The 16,692-nt window shown below is 54.4% G+C and carries 14 protein-coding genes and 1 other annotated feature; of the genes, 8 read left to right on the forward strand and 6 right to left on the reverse strand.

Going from position 1 to position 16,692, the window contains the following annotated elements:
• Nucleotides 1–71: 71 nt before the first annotated feature.
• The gene (gene cysB / locus JGF26_RS12815) at nucleotides 72–1,046 is read right to left on the reverse strand and encodes an HTH-type transcriptional regulator CysB (RefSeq protein WP_006175683.1); all 975 of its coding nucleotides are present in this window, start codon (nucleotides 1,044–1,046) and stop codon (nucleotides 72–74) included.
• A 187-nt stretch (nucleotides 1,047–1,233) separates the two neighbouring features.
• Nucleotides 1,234–3,831: a type I DNA topoisomerase gene (gene topA, locus JGF26_RS12820; RefSeq protein ID WP_028018800.1), complete on the reverse strand. Its 2,598-nt coding sequence runs from the start codon at nucleotides 3,829–3,831 to the stop codon at nucleotides 1,234–1,236.
• 399 nt (nucleotides 3,832–4,230) lie between these two features.
• Here topA and JGF26_RS12825 point away from each other — a divergent pair, with 399 nt between their 5' ends.
• The gene (locus JGF26_RS12825) at nucleotides 4,231–4,482 is read left to right on the forward strand and encodes a YciN family protein (protein WP_023312072.1); all 252 of its coding nucleotides are present in this window, start codon (nucleotides 4,231–4,233) and stop codon (nucleotides 4,480–4,482) included.
• A gap of 34 nt (nucleotides 4,483–4,516) precedes the next feature.
• Here the strand turns inward: JGF26_RS12825 and sohB are convergent, their stop codons facing one another.
• Nucleotides 4,517–5,563 carry a protease SohB gene (sohB, locus tag JGF26_RS12830; RefSeq protein WP_134708124.1) on the reverse strand — a complete coding sequence of 349 codons (1,047 nt, stop codon included), beginning with the start codon at nucleotides 5,561–5,563 and terminating at the stop codon, nucleotides 4,517–4,519.
• 251 nt (nucleotides 5,564–5,814) lie between these two features.
• Between sohB and JGF26_RS12835 the strand changes: the two genes are divergently transcribed.
• Together JGF26_RS12835 and cobO are read left to right on the forward strand one after the other, a co-directional pair.
• Nucleotides 5,815–6,576: a YciK family oxidoreductase gene (locus tag JGF26_RS12835; RefSeq protein WP_028018798.1), complete on the forward strand. Its 762-nt coding sequence runs from the start codon at nucleotides 5,815–5,817 to the stop codon at nucleotides 6,574–6,576.
• On the forward strand, nucleotides 6,573–7,163 hold the full coding sequence (cobO, locus tag JGF26_RS12840; RefSeq protein ID WP_028018797.1) for a cob(I)yrinic acid a,c-diamide adenosyltransferase: 591 nt from the start codon (nucleotides 6,573–6,575) through the stop codon (nucleotides 7,161–7,163). Before JGF26_RS12835 ends, cobO begins: the two co-directional genes overlap by 4 nt.
• A 33-nt stretch (nucleotides 7,164–7,196) precedes the next feature.
• Here cobO and rluB read toward each other — a convergent pair whose 3' ends face one another.
• From rluB to rnm, 3 genes are all read right to left on the reverse strand, one after another.
• The gene (gene rluB / locus JGF26_RS12845; protein WP_008502809.1) at nucleotides 7,197–8,072 is read right to left on the reverse strand and encodes a 23S rRNA pseudouridine(2605) synthase RluB; all 876 of its coding nucleotides are present in this window, start codon (nucleotides 8,070–8,072) and stop codon (nucleotides 7,197–7,199) included.
• Nucleotides 8,073–8,168: 96 nt separating this feature from the next.
• Nucleotides 8,169–8,789 (reverse strand): L-threonylcarbamoyladenylate synthase, encoded by a 621-nt coding sequence (locus JGF26_RS12850; protein WP_003856793.1) that lies wholly within the window; start codon nucleotides 8,787–8,789, stop codon nucleotides 8,169–8,171.
• Nucleotides 8,786–9,679 carry an RNase AM gene (rnm, locus tag JGF26_RS12855; RefSeq protein WP_167587195.1) on the reverse strand — a complete coding sequence of 298 codons (894 nt, stop codon included), beginning with the start codon at nucleotides 9,677–9,679 and terminating at the stop codon, nucleotides 8,786–8,788. Before rnm ends, JGF26_RS12850 begins: the two co-directional genes overlap by 4 nt.
• A gap of 148 nt (nucleotides 9,680–9,827) precedes the next feature.
• Nucleotides 9,828–9,922: a sequence feature (Trp leader region), on the forward strand.
• Nucleotides 9,923–9,947: 25 nt separating this feature from the next.
• Between rnm and JGF26_RS12865 the strand changes: the two genes are divergently transcribed.
• Genes JGF26_RS12865 through trpA form a run of 5 tightly spaced genes read left to right on the forward strand, consistent with a single transcriptional unit; the run spans nucleotide 9,948 to nucleotide 16,480 of the window.
• Nucleotides 9,948–11,510 (forward strand): anthranilate synthase component 1, encoded by a 1,563-nt coding sequence (locus JGF26_RS12865; RefSeq protein ID WP_134708122.1) that lies wholly within the window; start codon nucleotides 9,948–9,950, stop codon nucleotides 11,508–11,510.
• Nucleotides 11,510–13,105 (forward strand): bifunctional anthranilate synthase glutamate amidotransferase component TrpG/anthranilate phosphoribosyltransferase TrpD, encoded by a 1,596-nt coding sequence (gene trpD / locus JGF26_RS12870; RefSeq protein WP_028018794.1) that lies wholly within the window; start codon nucleotides 11,510–11,512, stop codon nucleotides 13,103–13,105. The genes JGF26_RS12865 and trpD overlap by 1 nt, the downstream gene beginning before the upstream one ends.
• 3 nt (nucleotides 13,106–13,108) lie before the next feature.
• Nucleotides 13,109–14,467: a bifunctional indole-3-glycerol-phosphate synthase TrpC/phosphoribosylanthranilate isomerase TrpF gene (gene trpCF / locus JGF26_RS12875; RefSeq protein WP_028018793.1), complete on the forward strand. Its 1,359-nt coding sequence runs from the start codon at nucleotides 13,109–13,111 to the stop codon at nucleotides 14,465–14,467.
• A gap of 10 nt (nucleotides 14,468–14,477) precedes the next feature.
• Nucleotides 14,478–15,671 (forward strand): tryptophan synthase subunit beta, encoded by a 1,194-nt coding sequence (gene trpB / locus JGF26_RS12880; RefSeq protein ID WP_049006888.1) that lies wholly within the window; start codon nucleotides 14,478–14,480, stop codon nucleotides 15,669–15,671.
• Nucleotides 15,671–16,480, forward strand: coding sequence for a tryptophan synthase subunit alpha (trpA, locus tag JGF26_RS12885; protein WP_134708121.1), 810 nt, complete (start codon nucleotides 15,671–15,673; stop codon nucleotides 16,478–16,480). Before trpB ends, trpA begins: the two co-directional genes overlap by 1 nt.
• Nucleotides 16,481–16,692: the final 212 nt, after the last annotated feature.

A 16,692-nucleotide genomic window follows, 5' to 3' on the forward strand; every position in this document is an offset into this window, starting at 1 on the left:
GATGATAATTCTAATTTAGCTTTGAGACGTTATTTCGGTATCTTTCCCTCAGGGAAAGATACCGGGAGTGATTATTTTGCCGGGAGTTTGATGTCTTTAAACATCTCTTCAATATCTTCATTCGAGCGTAATGCGACGGCAGTATCAACCACGTCACGTGTTAAATGCGGGGCAAAGCGCTGAATAAAATCATACATATAGCTACGCAGGAAGGTACTGCGTCGGAACCCAATTTTCGTTGTGCTGTGGCTGAAAATATCGTGCGCATCAAGACGCACCAGATCGGGGTCTGAAACCGGATCAACCGCCATGCTGGCAATGACACCCACCCCAAGGCCAAGCCGTACATAGGTCTTAATAACGTCAGCATCGGTGGCGGTAAAGACAATACGCGGCGTTAATCCTGCGCGGTTAAAGGCTGTATCAAGTTCTGACCGTCCGGTGAAGCCGAATGTATAGGTCACTAAAGGATATTGCGCCAGCTCTTCAATAGTCACCGACCCTTTACCCGCCAACGGGTGATCGGGAGTCACCACAATCGAACGGTTCCAGTGGTAGCACGGGAGCATAACCAGATCGTCATACAGGTGAAGTGCTTCCGTCGCGATGGCAAAATCCGCGTTTCCCTTCGACACCGCTTCAGCAATTTGCGTCGGTGACCCCTGATGCATATGCAAAGAGACGCGCGGATAACGCTCAATAAAGCCCTTAATAACACCTGGCAAGGCATAACGCGCCTGGGTATGCGTCGTGGCAATATACAGTGAGCCTTTGTCCGGCCAGGTATGCTCCCCCGCCACAGACTTAATCGCGTCGACTTTAGAGAGGACTTCCCGCGCAATGCGGATGATTTCCTGTCCTGCCGGCGTTACCTGCGTGAGATGTTTGCCGCTGCGGGCGAAAATCTGGATACCTAATTCGTCCTCCAGCATACGCACTTGTTTGCTGATGCCAGGTTGCGAGGTATAAAGCCCCTCAGCGGTAGACGAGACGTTAAGGTTGTGATTCACCACCTCAACGATATAACGAAGCTGCTGTAATTTCATGCCAGACCATCCGATTTAGCGCATGCGGTCAATCGCTTAAGACGATTTAATAATAAAAAACAGATTAACTATAACCACTATATCATTTATAGCCTGACTGTATAGTACGGAACAAAAAATAATAACAAGGTAATAAAAAAGGGCCGGAAATTCGGCCCTTTTACAGGTAAGCTACGGTTAGGGAAGATTATTTCTTACCTTCAACCCATTTGCCATCGACAAAGAAGGCTGACCATCCGGTCGCTTTACCCTCTTTCTCTGCCGCAACGTACTGCTGCTTAGTTTTACGGCTAAAGCGCACCACGGTTTTGTTGCCTTCCGGATCCTGCTGTGGCGCATCGGCCAGATACCGCAGTTTCTCAGGCAGACGATCGCGGAAGCGATGCAGCTCTTCCACCAACGGTGCACGCGTTTCACGCGATTTCGGGAAGGTGTTGGCGGCAAGGAAGACACCTGCGGCGCCGTCACGCAACACGAAGTACGCGTCTGATTTCTCACACGGCAACTCAGGCAGCGGAACAGGATCTTCCTTCGGCGGCGCCACCTCACCGTTACGCAGAATTTTGCGCGTGTTTTTACACTCGTCGTTAGTACACGCCATGTACTTACCGAAACGCCCCATTTTCAGGTGCATTTCAGAACCACACTTCTCGCACTCCACAATCGGACCGTCATAGCCTTTGATGCGGAATTCACCCTCTTCGATCTCGTACCCGTCACACGTTGGGTTATTACCGCACACGTGCAGTTTACGTTTTGGATCGATCAGGTAGCTGTCCATTGCCGTGCCGCATTTTTTACAACGGCGTTTGGCGCGCAGGGCGTTGGTTTCTGCGTCATCACCTTCCAGCACGTTAAGAACTTCGTTCTCAGGAACCAGGTTAATGGTGGTTTTGCAGCGCTCTTTTGGCGACAGCGCATAACCGGAGCAGCCAAGGAACACGCCCGTTGTTGCAGTACGGATCCCCATCTTGCGGCCGCAGGTTGGGCAGTCGATACTGGTCAGTACCATCTGGTTAGGCAGCATCCCGCCTTCTTCAGGATCTTTCTCCGCTTTTTCAAGCTGACCGGTAAAGTCGCTGAAGAAGCTGTCGAGTACCTTTTTCCATTCCGCCTGATGGCTGGCAACCTGGTCGAGGCTGTCTTCCATCTGCGCGGTGAAATCGTAATTCATCAACTCGCGGAAGTTGGCTTCCAGACGGTCAGTCACGATTTCACCCATTTTCTCCGCATAGAAACGACGGTTTTCAACGCGTACGTAGCCACGGTCCTGAATGGTCGAGATGATTGACGCGTAGGTCGACGGACGACCAATACCGCGTTTTTCCAGCTCTTTCACCAGGGAGGCTTCGCTGAAGCGCGCAGGCGGCTTGGTAAAGTGCTGAGCCGGGATCAATTCGACCAGAGACAGCTCGTCACCTTTGTTAACCGCCGGCAACGTGCGATCTTCATCACCTTTACGCAACGCTGGCATGACTTTCGTCCAGCCATCGAAGCGCAGGATGCGGCCACGCGCCTTCAGTCGGAAATCACCTGCGCCGACAGTCAGCGTGGTGGAGTCGTACTGCGCTGGCGTCATCTGACACGCTACGAACTGGCGCCAGATCAGCTGATAAAGCTTCTGCGCGTCGGCTTCCATGTCTTTCAGCGACTCGGCTAACACAGAGACGTCAGAAGGACGGATCGCTTCGTGCGCTTCCTGAGAGTTCTCTTTGCTGGCGAACTGATTGGCACTTTCCGGCAGGTATTTCTTACCGAAATTGTCACTGATGTAGCTGCGCACCATGTTAACCGCGTCCTGGCTCAGGTTGGTTGAGTCGGTACGCATGTAGGTGATGTAACCCGCTTCATACAGGCGCTGGGCCATCATCATGGTTTTCTTTACGCCATACCCCAGACGCGTGCTTGCAGCCTGTTGCAGCGTAGAGGTAATAAACGGCGCACCTGGCTTGCTGCTGGTGGGTTTATCTTCACGCTCCAGCACCTGATAGCGTGCTTTTTCCAGCAGCGCCACGGCGGCCATGGTCTGGTCTCGGTTTTCAGGGCGGAACGGTTTGTCGTTCTGATGGCTCACCTGCAACGGCAGAGCGTCACCGCCCGGCGTGGTCACATTGGCGTCGACTTCCCAGAACTCTTCCGGCACGAAGGCTTTAATTTCGCGCTCACGCTCGACGACAAGACGCACAGCGACAGACTGCACACGACCTGCAGACAGGCCACGGGCAATCTTCTTCCACAGCAGTGGAGAGACCATGTAGCCCACAACGCGGTCCATAAAGCGACGCGCCTGCTGGGCGTTTACACGGTCGATATTCAGCTCGCCCGGCTTCTCAAACGCCTGGCGAATCGCATTCTTCGTAATTTCGTTAAACACTACACGGCTGTAGCGTTTGTCATCACCACCGATCACTTCCCGCAGGTGCCACGCAATGGCTTCCCCTTCGCGGTCAAGGTCGGTTGCGAGATAGATGTGGTCTGCTTTTTCAGCAAGCTGCTTCAGCTCGTTAACGACTTTTTCTTTCCCGGGCAACACTTCATATTGTGCATCCCAGTTATGCCATGGGTTAACCCCCATGCGGTTGACAAGCGCGCTACGTTCATCCTTTTTAGGCTTTTTGGCCCCTTTGGTGGAGGTAGAGTCTGCGCTCTTTTTGCTGGCTGAGCCACTGGTCGGCAAATCGCGGATATGACCCACGCTGGACTTAACCACGTAGTCATTACCCAGATACTTATTGATCGTTTTGGCTTTTGCCGGGGACTCAACGATGACGAGAGCTTTACCCATATTCACCTTTACCTAATTTAATTCTTCCAGGAATACGCCGCACGTTGATTTCCCTTCCGCTGACGGCGAGCCAATGATATTGCGGCCGCGTCAGGAGATATCAACCCCTTTGTCTTACCGGACGTCAAAGAAAACACGCCCAGGTGATTGAGTTATCGGGTATTTTTCTCACATTTCGTATAATTCGTGACGAATTCCCGGTCGAATGTCAAGCAATTCTGTTGCCAGAATGACGAAAGCGCACACTCTACCTGATAAAATTCGTTACGCAACTTTATTAGCATGCAAAAGCAAATCCCGCCAGCCAGGCCCCTGCTCCTTATCCCCTCAGATTACAGGGAAAATTTGCCCCCAAAGCGCGCTCGGCGTAGACTATTGTCACTGTTTAAGGAGTGGATTATGCAGAATACGACCCAACCTATTGACCGAGCCTCTCTGCTTATCGAAGCAAACAAGCTTATCCGTGACCATGAAGATACGCTGGCAGGCATTGAAGCCACAGGCGTAGAGCAGCGCAATGGCGTGCTGATTTTCAGCGGCGAATACTTCCTTGACGAACAGGGGTTACCGACCCCGAAAAGCACCGCCGTGTTTAACATGTTTAAATACCTGGCGCATACGCTTTCAGAGAAATATCACCTGGTCGATTAATGCAAAACGCGAGGCATGTGCCTCGCGTTATTGTTTACAGCAGCGGTTTTTGTCCGCGCTGCAGCCAGCGGAGCAGCAGGCGGTCCGCACTCTCTGCCGCACTGTTGGTGAAGCGGTCAAGCAGTCGCTTACGCTGGGTATAACGCACGCCAACCAGCTCCCTGCCCTCCATCAGATTGAGCAGCAGGTCATCACTGGTACCGACCTCATCCACCAGCCCTTTCTCCTGCGCCTGGATACCGTACCAGTGCTCGCCCGTCGCGACCTGTTCAATATCGAGCGTGGGGCGCATACGGTGCACAAAGTCTTTAAAGAGGTGATGCGTTTCATTCAGGTCTTCACGGAATTTCTGTCTCCCTTCTTCCGTGTTTTCACCGAGCAGCGTCAGGGTCCGTTTGTACTGACCCGCCGTGTGAAGTTCGATATCAATCTCTTTATTCTTCAGGAAACGGTTAAAGTTAGGGATCTGCGCGACCACACCGATTGAGCCAATAATGGAGAACGGCGCGGCAACAATTTTGTCCGCTACGCAGGCCATCATATAACCCCCGCTCGCCGCCACTTTGTCCACCGCAACGGTTAATGGGATCTGTTTTTCACGCAGACGCTGCAACTGTGAGGCTGCCAACCCGTAACCGTGAACGACACCGCCAGGGCTTTCAAGACGCACGACAACCTGATCCTGCGGGGTCGCCACGGCCAGAACGGCAGTCACTTCCTCCCGCAGCGAGGAAACTTCATGCGCATCCATACTCCCCTTAAAATCGAGTACATAGACACGTGGCGTAGCCTTATCCTGCGGCGCATTGAGCTTTGCTTTTGCCTTTGCCGCTTTGGCTTCCTGTTTGTGCTTTTTCTTCTGCGCTTTCTGCCACAGTTTTTGTTGATGACTATCAAGCAGCGCCAGAGACATATCTTCCTGCATCTCTTTATATTGCTCGCTCAGACGCGTGATGCGTAACTCCCCACGCTGACGCTTGCGCTGCGTCAGGTTGACAATCAGAACGGCAACCACTGCGATGGCAATGACAACCGTCGCGATTTTGGCCAAAAACAACCCATATTGAGAAAGTAATTCCACGCGTTCCACCTTGATTTAACCACGAATCTTTCACGGCAGTGTACAACAGCCCTGCCCATGCGTCTCGCTCGTGACATTACCTCTGCGAGCCGCCTTCAGGAATCCCCGGCCTGGAGTTTAAATATTTGCAAATTGTTAATTTTACAGTAATGCGTCCTGTAGACTGATTGAATTATTAGGCTAATTCGGGCATAAAGCCGAAAAGTCATCATGAAGGCGTCATCGCGTCACTGTACGCCTGAGGAGTCACCGTGCATTATCAACCACAAAAAAACCTGCTACAGAACCGGATCATTCTCGTTACTGGTGCCAGCGACGGAATTGGCCGCGAGGCGGCTCTGACGTACGCTGAATATGGCGCAAGCGTTATTCTGATTGGCCGCAACGAAGAGAAATTGAAAGGTGTCGCGCAGGAAATTGAAGCTGCTGGTGGAACACTGGCGGCGTGGTACACGCTCGATTTACTCACCTGCACTCCCGAAGTGTGCCAGGAACTCGCCCAACGCATCAGTACCCGCTACCCAGTACTGGACGGTGTGCTACACAACGCCGGCTTGCTTGGGGATGTTTGCCCAATGGATGAACAGGATCCTGATACCTGGCAGCAGGTGATGCAGGTCAACGTCAACGGGACGTTTTTCCTTACCCAGGCATTGCTTCCTTTATTACTCAAATCCGAGTCAGGCTCGCTGGTCTTCACCTCTTCCAGCGTGGGTCGCGAAGGCCGGGCGAACTGGGGAGCTTATGCCGTATCAAAATTCGCCACCGAAGGCATGATGCAGGTGCTGGCGGAGGAATATCAGAGCCGCCATCTGCGCGTAAATTGCATTAACCCCGGTGGAACGCGCACCAAAATGCGTGCCAGCGCGTTCCCGACCGAAGATCCACAGAAGCTGAAAACTCCGGCTGATATAATGCCGCTCTATCTCTGGCTAATGGGCGATGACAGTCGCCGCAAGACAGGGATGACCTTTGACGCCCAGCCAGGCCGTAAACCAGGAATTTCCCAATGAGTGAAGAACGCCATCAGCAGCGCCAGCAGCGTCTGAAAGAACAGGTCGATGCTCGCGTCGCGGCAGCCCAGGACGAACGCGGGATCATCATCGTGTTCACCGGCAACGGTAAAGGTAAAACCACTGCCGCATTTGGTACCGCTACGCGTGCCGTCGGGCACGGGCAGAAAGTCGGTGTCATCCAGTTTATCAAAGGCATATGGCCCAACGGCGAGAGGAATTTGCTTGAGCCTCATGGCGTCGAGTTTCAGGTAATGGCGACCGGGTTTACGTGGAATACCCAGAACCGGGAAACGGACACCGCCGCCTGTCTCGCCGTCTGGGAACATGCCAAAAGAATGCTGGCCGATCCTTCGCTAAACATGGTGCTACTGGATGAGATCACCTATATGGTCGCCTACGACTACCTGCCTCTGGAAGCAGTGCTGGGTGCGCTGAAGAACCGACCTGCACATCAGACGGTGATCGTCACGGGGCGTGGGTGTCATCGGGATATTCTGGAGCTGGCAGATACCGTTAGCGAGCTGCGTCCGGTGAAACATGCGTTTGATGCGGGTATCAAAGCGCAAATCGGTATTGATTACTAAAAAAAGCCCGGTCACGCTGACCGGGCTTCTGTTTTAACCGTTGTTGTTACGGCTGCCGGAACGGCGGTTGCTGCTCACCTGGCTGTGGCGTTTCACCGCACGACGGATCTGATTCGCCTTCATGCGACGACGATCTTTCTCTACTGCCACTTTAGAGGTGGTTTCTGGCGTCAGACCAACCAGCTCGCGCAGATAGTTAGTTTGCGTCAGATCCAGTTCGGTATAACCGCCACGCGGCAGACCTTTTGGCAGCAGAATGTCGCCGTAACGGACGCGGATCAAGCGGCTCACCTGAACGCCAACGGCTTCCCACAGACGACGTACTTCGCGGTTACGGCCCTCGGTCAGCGTTACGTTGTACCACTGGTTAATACCTTCACCACCGGTAAATTTGATGGTTTTGAACGCTGCAGGACCGTCTTCCAGCTGAACGCCGCGCGACAGATCGCGCAGTTTATTCTCATCAACCTGACCAAAGACGCGCACGGCGTATTCACGTTCCACTTCACGGCTTGGGTGCATCAGACGGTTTGCCAGTTCACCATCGGTGGTAAACAGCAGCAGACCGCAGGTATTCACGTCCAGACGACCTACTGCAATCCAGCGAGCGCCACGCAGTTTAGGCAGACGGTCAAACACCGTCGGGCGACCTTCCGGGTCGTTGCGGGTACACAGTTCGCCTTCCGGCTTGTAGTAAGCCAGCACGCGGCAAATCTGTTCAGCGGACTCTTTTACGGAGATAAGATGACCGTCAATACGGATCTTCAGCCCCGGTACAATTTCTACGCGGTCGCCCAGCGTGGCGATTTTACCGTCCACACTCACGCGGCCCGCTTCAATAATGGCTTCGATTTCACGGCGTGAGCCGTGGCCGGCGCGCGCCAGCACTTTCTGTAACTTCTCGCTCATTGAGCTTCCTCAGGTGTCGCCTTCACAGGCGTCGAATCAGGTCAAAAGAGGGCTTACCCCTGCTTTGATGGCCGCGTAGTATATCTGCTTAGACCATTACAAGAAAGGCTTAACATCACCCACGCCTTCACGAATCACTTCTGGTGCATCTTCGGTCAAGTCGACCACGGTGGTCGGCTGCTGTCCGAGATAGCCACCGTGAATAATCAACTCAACGACCTTCTCCAGACGATCTTTGATCTCTTCCGGATCGGATTCGGTAAATTCACTTCCCGGCAGCATCAGCGAGGTCGAGAGCATCGGTTCGCCGAGCGTTTCCAGCAGCGCCTGCGCAATCGGGTTCGACGGTACGCGCATGCCGATGGTTTTACGTTTCTCCTGCAGCAGACGACGCGGTACTTCCTTCGTGCCCTTCAGGATAAAGGTGTAGTTACCCGGCGTATTGTTCTTAATCAGGCGAAACGCCACGTTATCCACATAAGCATAGGTCGACAACTCAGAGAGATCGCGACACATCAGGGTAAAGTTATGGCCGTCCGGCAGCTGGCGAATACGGCAAATGCGTTCCATCGCCCCTTTGTCTTCAATTTTGCAGCCCAGCGCATAGCCAGAATCGGTCGGATAGACAATGACACCGCCTTTGCGAACGATCTCTACGGCCTGGTTAATCAGGCGTGGCTGCGGGTTATCCGGATGGATATAGAAAAATTGACTCATACTTCCCTCTCTTCAATTTGCTGTGGCTTTTCCCAGAGCGTCCAGACAGGCTCAACGCCAGCGGGCAGCCAGAGCTTGCGCCCCAGTTCGATCCAGGCGCAAGGCTGATGGAAATCAGACCCTTGTGACCCAAGCAGGCCGAACTGACGGGCATAAGTTGCGAGCTGCGCGCGCTCATTGGGCGCCTGCTGACACTGGGCGACTTCCATCGCCTCACCACCGCATTCGGCAAAGTGTGCCAGCAGTCTTTTCAGCCATTTAGCAGAAAGATTATATCGCCCCGGATGGGCCAGCACGGCCTTGCCACCAGAATGATGAATCACATCAATAGCTTGTTTTATTGTACACCACTGTGGCGGAACGTATCCGGTTTTCCCGCGAGCAAGATATTTTTTAAAAACATCCGCCATTGTCGTGGCTTTGCCCGCCTCTACCAGAAAACGGGCGAAATGACCGCGCGTGACCGCCCCGCCGTTCGCCAGCTTTTGAGCACCTTCCAGCGCGCCCGGAATATGCGCCTTTTCCAGACGTTCACCAATCATCTCTGCGCGCTGGTTGCGGCGCGTTTTTTGTTCTTGCAAAAAGGCCCGAAGTGCCGGATGGTCTATATCGATATTCAGGCCAACAATATGAATTTCATGGTTTTCCCAGACGGTAGAGATTTCGACACCGGACACCAGATTAAGCGCCAGTCCGCTGCGGGCGATTTCGGCGCGCGCCGCCGGAATGGCATCTGTCGTATCGTGATCGGTTATCGCCAGCGTACCGACGCGCATTTCAACGGCACGATGAACCAGGTCCTCGGGTGTCAGCAGGCCATCAGAGGCCTGTGTATGGCTGTGTAAATCATAAATAATCGCGTAGGTGGTATCGCTCAAAGCACTTCCCATAGCAGGTTGGAGACATCCGAAACCGCCATGATACCGACTTAACGTGAAATTCTGAAATCAAGGGTTGACAACTTGCCATCGAACTAGTTAACTAGTACGCAAGTTCACACGAGAAAGGTATCTGAAAATGACAGCACATTTCACTCTGCACGGTTGGTGGCGCACTTCCTGATCATCGGGCAGTGTCACGCGTCTGCGAAATGCAAACAGATACCCAGCCCGCTACTAAGCGGGCTTTTTTTTGAACAGAATAAATGAGAACAACATCATGCAAACAGCCAAACCACACCTCGAACTGCTAACCTGCGAGGCGGCCTATCGCCACAACCCCACCGCGCTGTTTCATCAGGTGTGCGGTGCTCGCCCGGCAACGTTGCTGCTGGAATCTGCGGATATCGACAGCAAAGACGATCTCAAGAGCCTGCTGCTGGTTGACAGCGCGTTGCGCATTACCGCTTTAGGTGACACTGTCACCATTAAGGCACTGTCAGAAAATGGCGCGTCGCTGCTGCCGCTGTTGGATGCCGCCCTGCCTGCCGCAATTGAAAATGAACGTCATCCGGAAATGCGGGTTCTGCATTTCCCGCCGGTCAGCCAGTTGCTGGATGAAGATGCACGTCTCTGTTCTCTGTCCGTTTTCGATGCTTTCCGCCTGCTGCAAAACCTGGTGTCCGTACCGGAAGATGAGCGTGAGGCAATGTTCTTCGGTGGGCTGTTTGCGTATGACCTGGTCGCGGGTTTTGAAGATTTGCCGGAAACAGAGCAAGGCAACCGCTGCCCTGACTACTGCTTCTACCTGGCGGAAACCTTGCTGGTGATCGACCATCAGAAAAAATATACCCGCATTCAGGCGAGCCTGTTCACGCCGTCTGTGTCTGAGAAACACCGCCTTGAACACCGCATCTCGCAGCTGCAGCAGCAAATGACCGAAGCACCGCCTGCGCTTCCGGTGCAGCGCGTGGAGAAGATGGCGTGCGACGTCAACCAGACTGACGATCAGTACGGCGCCGTTGTTCGCCAGATGCAAAAAGCGATTCGTGCCGGTGAAATTTTCCAGGTTGTACCTTCCCGTCGCTTCTCTCTGCCCTGCCCGTCTCCGCTGGCGGCCTACGACGTGCTGAAGAAAAGCAACCCGAGTCCGTACATGTTCTTTATGCAGGACAACGATTTCACCCTGTTTGGCGCGTCACCAGAAAGCTCACTGAAATACGATGCCACCAGCCGCCAGATTGAGATCTACCCGATTGCCGGGACACGCCCGCGTGGCCGCCGTGCGGATGGCTCGCTTGACCGCGATCTCGACAGCCGTATTGAGCTGGAAATGCGTACCGACCATAAAGAGCTGTCCGAACACCTGATGCTGGTTGACCTGGCACGTAACGACCTGGCACGCATTTGTACTCCGGGTAGCCGTTACGTCGCTGACCTCACCAAAGTCGACCGTTATTCATTTGTGATGCACCTGGTTTCCCGAGTGGTCGGTGAACTGCGCAGCGACCTCGACGTGCTGCACGCCTATCGCGCCTGCATGAACATGGGAACCCTGAGCGGTGCGCCAAAAGTACGCGCCATGCAGTTGATTGCCGGTGCCGAAGGCCGTCGTCGCGGTAGTTACGGTGGTGCGGTGGGTTACTTCACCGCCCACGGCGATCTTGATACCTGTATCGTAATCCGTTCTGCCTATGTCGAAGACGGTATTGCCACCGTCCAGGCGGGCGCAGGCATTGTTCTTGATTCTGTTCCGCAGTCTGAAGCTGACGAAACACGCAGTAAAGCGCGTGCGGTACTTCGCGCCATTGCTACCGCACACCATGCACAGGAGATTTTCTGATGGCTGACATTCTGCTGCTCGATAATATCGACTCCTTTACTTATAACCTTGCAGATCAGCTGCGTGCGAATGGTCATAACGTCGTTATCTACCGCAACCACGTGCCGGCACAGACGCTGATTGACCGACTGGCCACCATGCAAAACCCGGTGTTGATGCTCTCTCCAGGGCCCGGTGCACCGAGTGAAGCTGGCTGTATGCCAGAACTGCTGACGCGTATGCGCGGAAAGCTGCCGATTATCGGTATCTGTCTCGGTCACCAGGCCATCGTTGAAGCCTATGGCGGCTACGTTGGCCAGGCGGGCGAAATTCTGCACGGCAAAGCGTCCAGCATCGAACATGACGGTCAGGCGATGTTTGCCGGCTTGCCTAACCCACTCCCGGTGGCACGCTACCACTCGCTGGTGGGGAGCAATATTCCAGCCGGACTGACCATTAACGCCTCGTTTGAAGGGATGGTGATGGCGGTGCGTCATGATGCGGATCGCGTCTGCGGTATGCAGTTCCACCCGGAATCGATTCTGACCTCTAACGGAGCCCGTCTGCTGGAACAAACTCTCGACTGGGCATTACAGAAGCTGGAACAGACTAATACCCTGCAGCCGATTCTGGAAAAACTGTACCAGGCGCAGACCCTGAGCCAGCAGGAAAGCCACCAGCTCTTCTCCGCCGTGGTTCGCGGCGAGCTGAAACCTGAACAGCTTGCTGCTGCACTGGTGAGCATGAAAGTGCGCGGTGAAAGCCCGCAGGAGATCGCCGGTGCCGCTACGGCCCTGCTGGAAAATGCCGCTCCGTTCCCGCGCCCGGACTATCCGTTTGCCGATATTGTTGGCACCGGCGGTGACGGCAGCAACAGCATCAACATCTCCACCGCCAGCGCCTTCGTGGCGGCGGCGTGTGGTTTGAAAGTCGCGAAACACGGTAACCGCAGCGTTTCCAGCCGGTCAGGTTCTTCCGATTTGCTCGCCGCATTCGGTATTAATCTCGATATGAACGCCGAGCGTTCCCGTGAAGCGCTGGATGACCTGGGTGTCTGTTTCCTGTTTGCGCCGAAGTACCACACCGGTTTCCGCCACGCGATGCCAGTTCGTCAGCAGCTCAAAACCCGTACGCTGTTTAACGTACTGGGGCCACTTATAAACCCGGCTCATCCGCCGCTGGCGCTGATTGGCGTCTATAGCCCTGAACTGGTGCTGCCGATTGCTGAGACACTGCGTGTTCTGGGATATCAACGTGCCGCCGTGGTCCACAGTGGAGGAATGGATGAGGTGTCGCTGCATGCGCCAACGCTGGTAGCCGAACTGCGCGACGGCGAGATCCTGAGTTATCAGCTGGAAGCCGCCGACTTCGGTTTAGCGCCATATCACCAGGAAGCGCTGGCAGGCGGTACGCCGGAAGAAAACCGTGACATTCTGACGCGCTTATTACAAGGTAAAGGAGAGGTCGCTCATGAGGCCGCCGTTGCTGCCAACGTCGCCATGCTGATGCGTTTGCACGGTGAGGAAGACCTGAAGGCCAACGTTCAAAAAGTTCTGGATGTACTGCGCTCTGGTGCAGCTTACGATCGCGTTACCGCACTTGCGGCAAGAGGGTAAAGAATGCAGACCGTTTTAGCGAAAATCGTTGCCGATAAGGCCATCTGGGTGGAAGCCCGCAAGCAACAACAGCCGCTTGCCAGTTTCCAGAATGACGTCGTTCCAAGTAGCCGTCGTTTCTATGATGCCCTGCAGGGTGCACGCACTGCGTTTATCCTTGAGTGCAAAAAAGCGTCCCCGTCTAAAGGCGTTATCCGTGACGATTTCGACCCGGCGCGTATCGCTGGTATTTATAAGCATCATGCGTCCGCCATTTCTGTGCTGACGGATGAGAAATATTTCCAGGGCAGCTTTGATTTTCTGCCCATCGTCAGCGGCATCGCACCACAGCCGATTCTGTGCAAAGACTTTATTATCGACCCGTATCAAATCTGGCTGGCGCGCTTTTACCAGGCTGACGCCTGCCTGCTGATGCTCTCGGTGCTAGACGACGAACAGTATCGCCAGCTTTCTGCCGTGGCACACAGTCTGAACATGGGCGTGCTGACAGAAGTCAGTAATGAAGAAGAACTGGAACGCGCGATTGCGCTGGAAGCCAGAGTGGTCGGCATTAACAACCGCGATCTTCGCGACCTGTCGATCGACCTCAACCGCACCCGCCAGCTCGCGCCGCGTCTGGGCTCCGGTGTGACGGTGATCAGCGAGTCCGGTATTAACAGCTACGCGCAGGTACGTGAGTTGAGCCACTTCGCCAACGGTTTCCTGATTGGCTCCGCCATGATGGAACATGACGACCTCAACGCTGCGGTGCGCCGGGTGTTGCTGGGTGAAAACAAAGTGTGCGGTTTGACCCGCGAACAGGATGCCCGGGCTGCGTATGACGCGGGGGCGATTTACGGAGGGCTGATTTTTGTCGATTCATCTCCACGAGTTGTCAGCGTAGAACAGGCGCGCGAGGTGATAGCGGCAGCGCCGCTCAGCTACGTCGGCGTTTTCCGCAATGCGGATATCACGGACGTGGCGGCAAAAGCCGACGCTTTATCCCTGAGCGCGGTCCAGCTCCACGGTGATGAAGATCAGGCGTATATAGACGCTCTGCGTACCGCGCTGGCACCGCAGGTGCAGATCTGGAAAGCCCAGAGCGTAGGTGACACCCTGCCAGCGCGTAATCTTAATCATGTTGATAAATACGTGCTGGATAACGGCCAGGGCGGCACCGGTCAGCGTTTTGACTGGTCGCTGCTGAATGGTGAAAAGCTGGATAACGTCCTGCTGGCGGGCGGATTAAGCCCGGATAACTGCGTGGAAGCCGCGAAAACGGGCTGCGCAGGCCTCGATTTCAATTCAGGCGTAGAGTCGCAACCGGGTATCAAAGATGCCAGCAAGCTGGCCTCGGTATTTAAAACTCTGCGTGCATATTAAGGAAGAGAAGATGACGACATTACTAAACCCTTATTTTGGTGAGTTCGGTGGGATGTACGTCCCGCAAATCCTGATGCCCGCTCTGCGCCAACTGGAAGAGGCGTTTGTCAGCGCGCAGAAGGATCCGGCATTTCAGGCTGAATTTACCGACCTGCTGAAAAACTACGCTGGTCGTCCAACGGCACTGACCAAGTGTCGCAACCTGACTGAAGGCACCAAAACCACGCTGTACCTTAAGCGCGAAGATTTGCTGCACGGCGGCGCACACAAAACTAACCAGGTGTTGGGTCAGGCGCTGCTCGCCAAACGTATGGGTAAAACCGAAATCATCGCCGAGACCGGCGCGGGTCAACACGGTGTGGCATCGGCACTGGCCAGTGCCCTGCTCGGCCTGAAATGCCGCATTTATATGGGCGCAAAAGACGTTGAACGTCAGTCGCCGAACGTGTTCCGTATGCGCCTGATGGGTGCAGAAGTGATCCCGGTTCACAGTGGTTCAGCCACGCTGAAAGATGCCTGTAACGAAGCGCTGCGCGACTGGTCTGGCAGCTATGAAACCGCGCACTATATGCTCGGTACCGCTGCGGGTCCTCACCCGTTCCCGACTATCGTACGTGAATTCCAGCGCATGATTGGTGAAGAGACCAAAGCGCAGATCCTTGAAAAAGAGGGTCGTCTGCCGGATGCGGTGATCGCCTGCGTCGGCGGTGGATCTAACGCTATCGGCATGTTTGCCGATTTCATCGACGACACCCGCGTTGGCCTGATTGGCGTTGAGCCTGCTGGTCATGGAATTGAAACGGGTGAGCATGGTGCGCCACTGAAGCATGGCCGCGTTGGGATCTACTTCGGTATGAAGTCCCCGATGATGCAGACCGACGAAGGCCAGATTGAAGAATCATACTCTATCTCAGCGGGCCTGGATTTCCCGTCGGTTGGGCCACAGCATGCGTACCTGAACAGCATTGGTCGTGCGGATTATGTTTCCATTACCGATGATGAAGCGCTGGAAGCATTTAAAACATTGTGTCGTAGTGAAGGGATTATCCCGGCGCTGGAGTCATCTCACGCACTGGCACACGCGCTGAAAATGATGAAAGAAAACCCGGAGAAAGAGCAGCTGCTGGTGGTTAACCTTTCCGGTCGCGGTGACAAAGATATCTTCACCGTTCACGATATTCTGAAAGCACGAGGGGAAATCTGATGGAACGTTACGATAACGCATTTGCAGAACTGAAATCCCGCCAGGAAGGCGCTTTCGTTCCCTTCGTTACCCTGGGCGACCCGGGCCCGGAACAGTCGCTGAGGATTATTGATGCCCTGATTGAAGCCGGTGCCGATGCGCTGGAGCTGGGTATCCCGTTCTCTGACCCGCTGGCGGATGGCCCAACCATTCAGAATGCGACGCTGCGCGCCTTTGCGGCGGGCGTAACGCCAACCCAGTGCTTTGAGATGCTGGCCGCCATTCGACAGAAACACCCGACAATCCCAATCGGCCTGCTAATGTACGCCAACCTGGTGTTTAACCGCGGGATCGATGAGTTCTATGCCGAGTGCGCACGCGTGGGTGTTGATTCTGTACTGGTGGCGGATGTGCCGGTTGAGGAATCTGCACCGTTCCGCCAGACAGCAATGCGCCACAACGTTGCCCCGATTTTCATCTGCCCACCGAATGCTGATGACGAGCTGCTGCGCCAGATTGCCTCTTACGGTCGCGGGTATACCTACCTGCTCTCCCGTGCGGGCGTGACCGGTGCCGAGAATAAAGCCGCACTGCCGCTGCATCATCTGGTAGAAAAGCTGGCTGAATACCATGCCGCACCGCCGCTGCAGGGATTCGGGATTTCCTCTCCTGAACAGGTCTCGGCAGCGATTGAAGCAAAAGCAGCAGGGGCGATTTCCGGCTCGGCTATTGTCAAAATCATCGAGAAGAACGTTGATAAGCCCGAGCAGATGCTGGCCGAACTGAAAACATTCGTAAGCGCAATGAAAGCCGCAACCCGAAGAGCATAACCCCTTCGCCGTCTGGCAACTCCGCCAGACGGTTCCCTTCTTCTTCTTTTTATACTCCCTCTTCACTTTACAGCATTAATATCAACTGCAATAAATAGCAAACTAATACTTAATTACCCACTTCACTAAACAGGCAGTCAACAATATCGTTTTGTCGATTTACTTATTATAAGGAAAGTATAATGTATGCGCATGTTTGCTATTGTAATAAT

This window comes from Enterobacter sp. E1 (assembly GCF_016809815.1).
Taxonomy (GTDB): Bacteria; Pseudomonadota; Gammaproteobacteria; order Enterobacterales; family Enterobacteriaceae; genus Enterobacter; species Enterobacter adelaidei.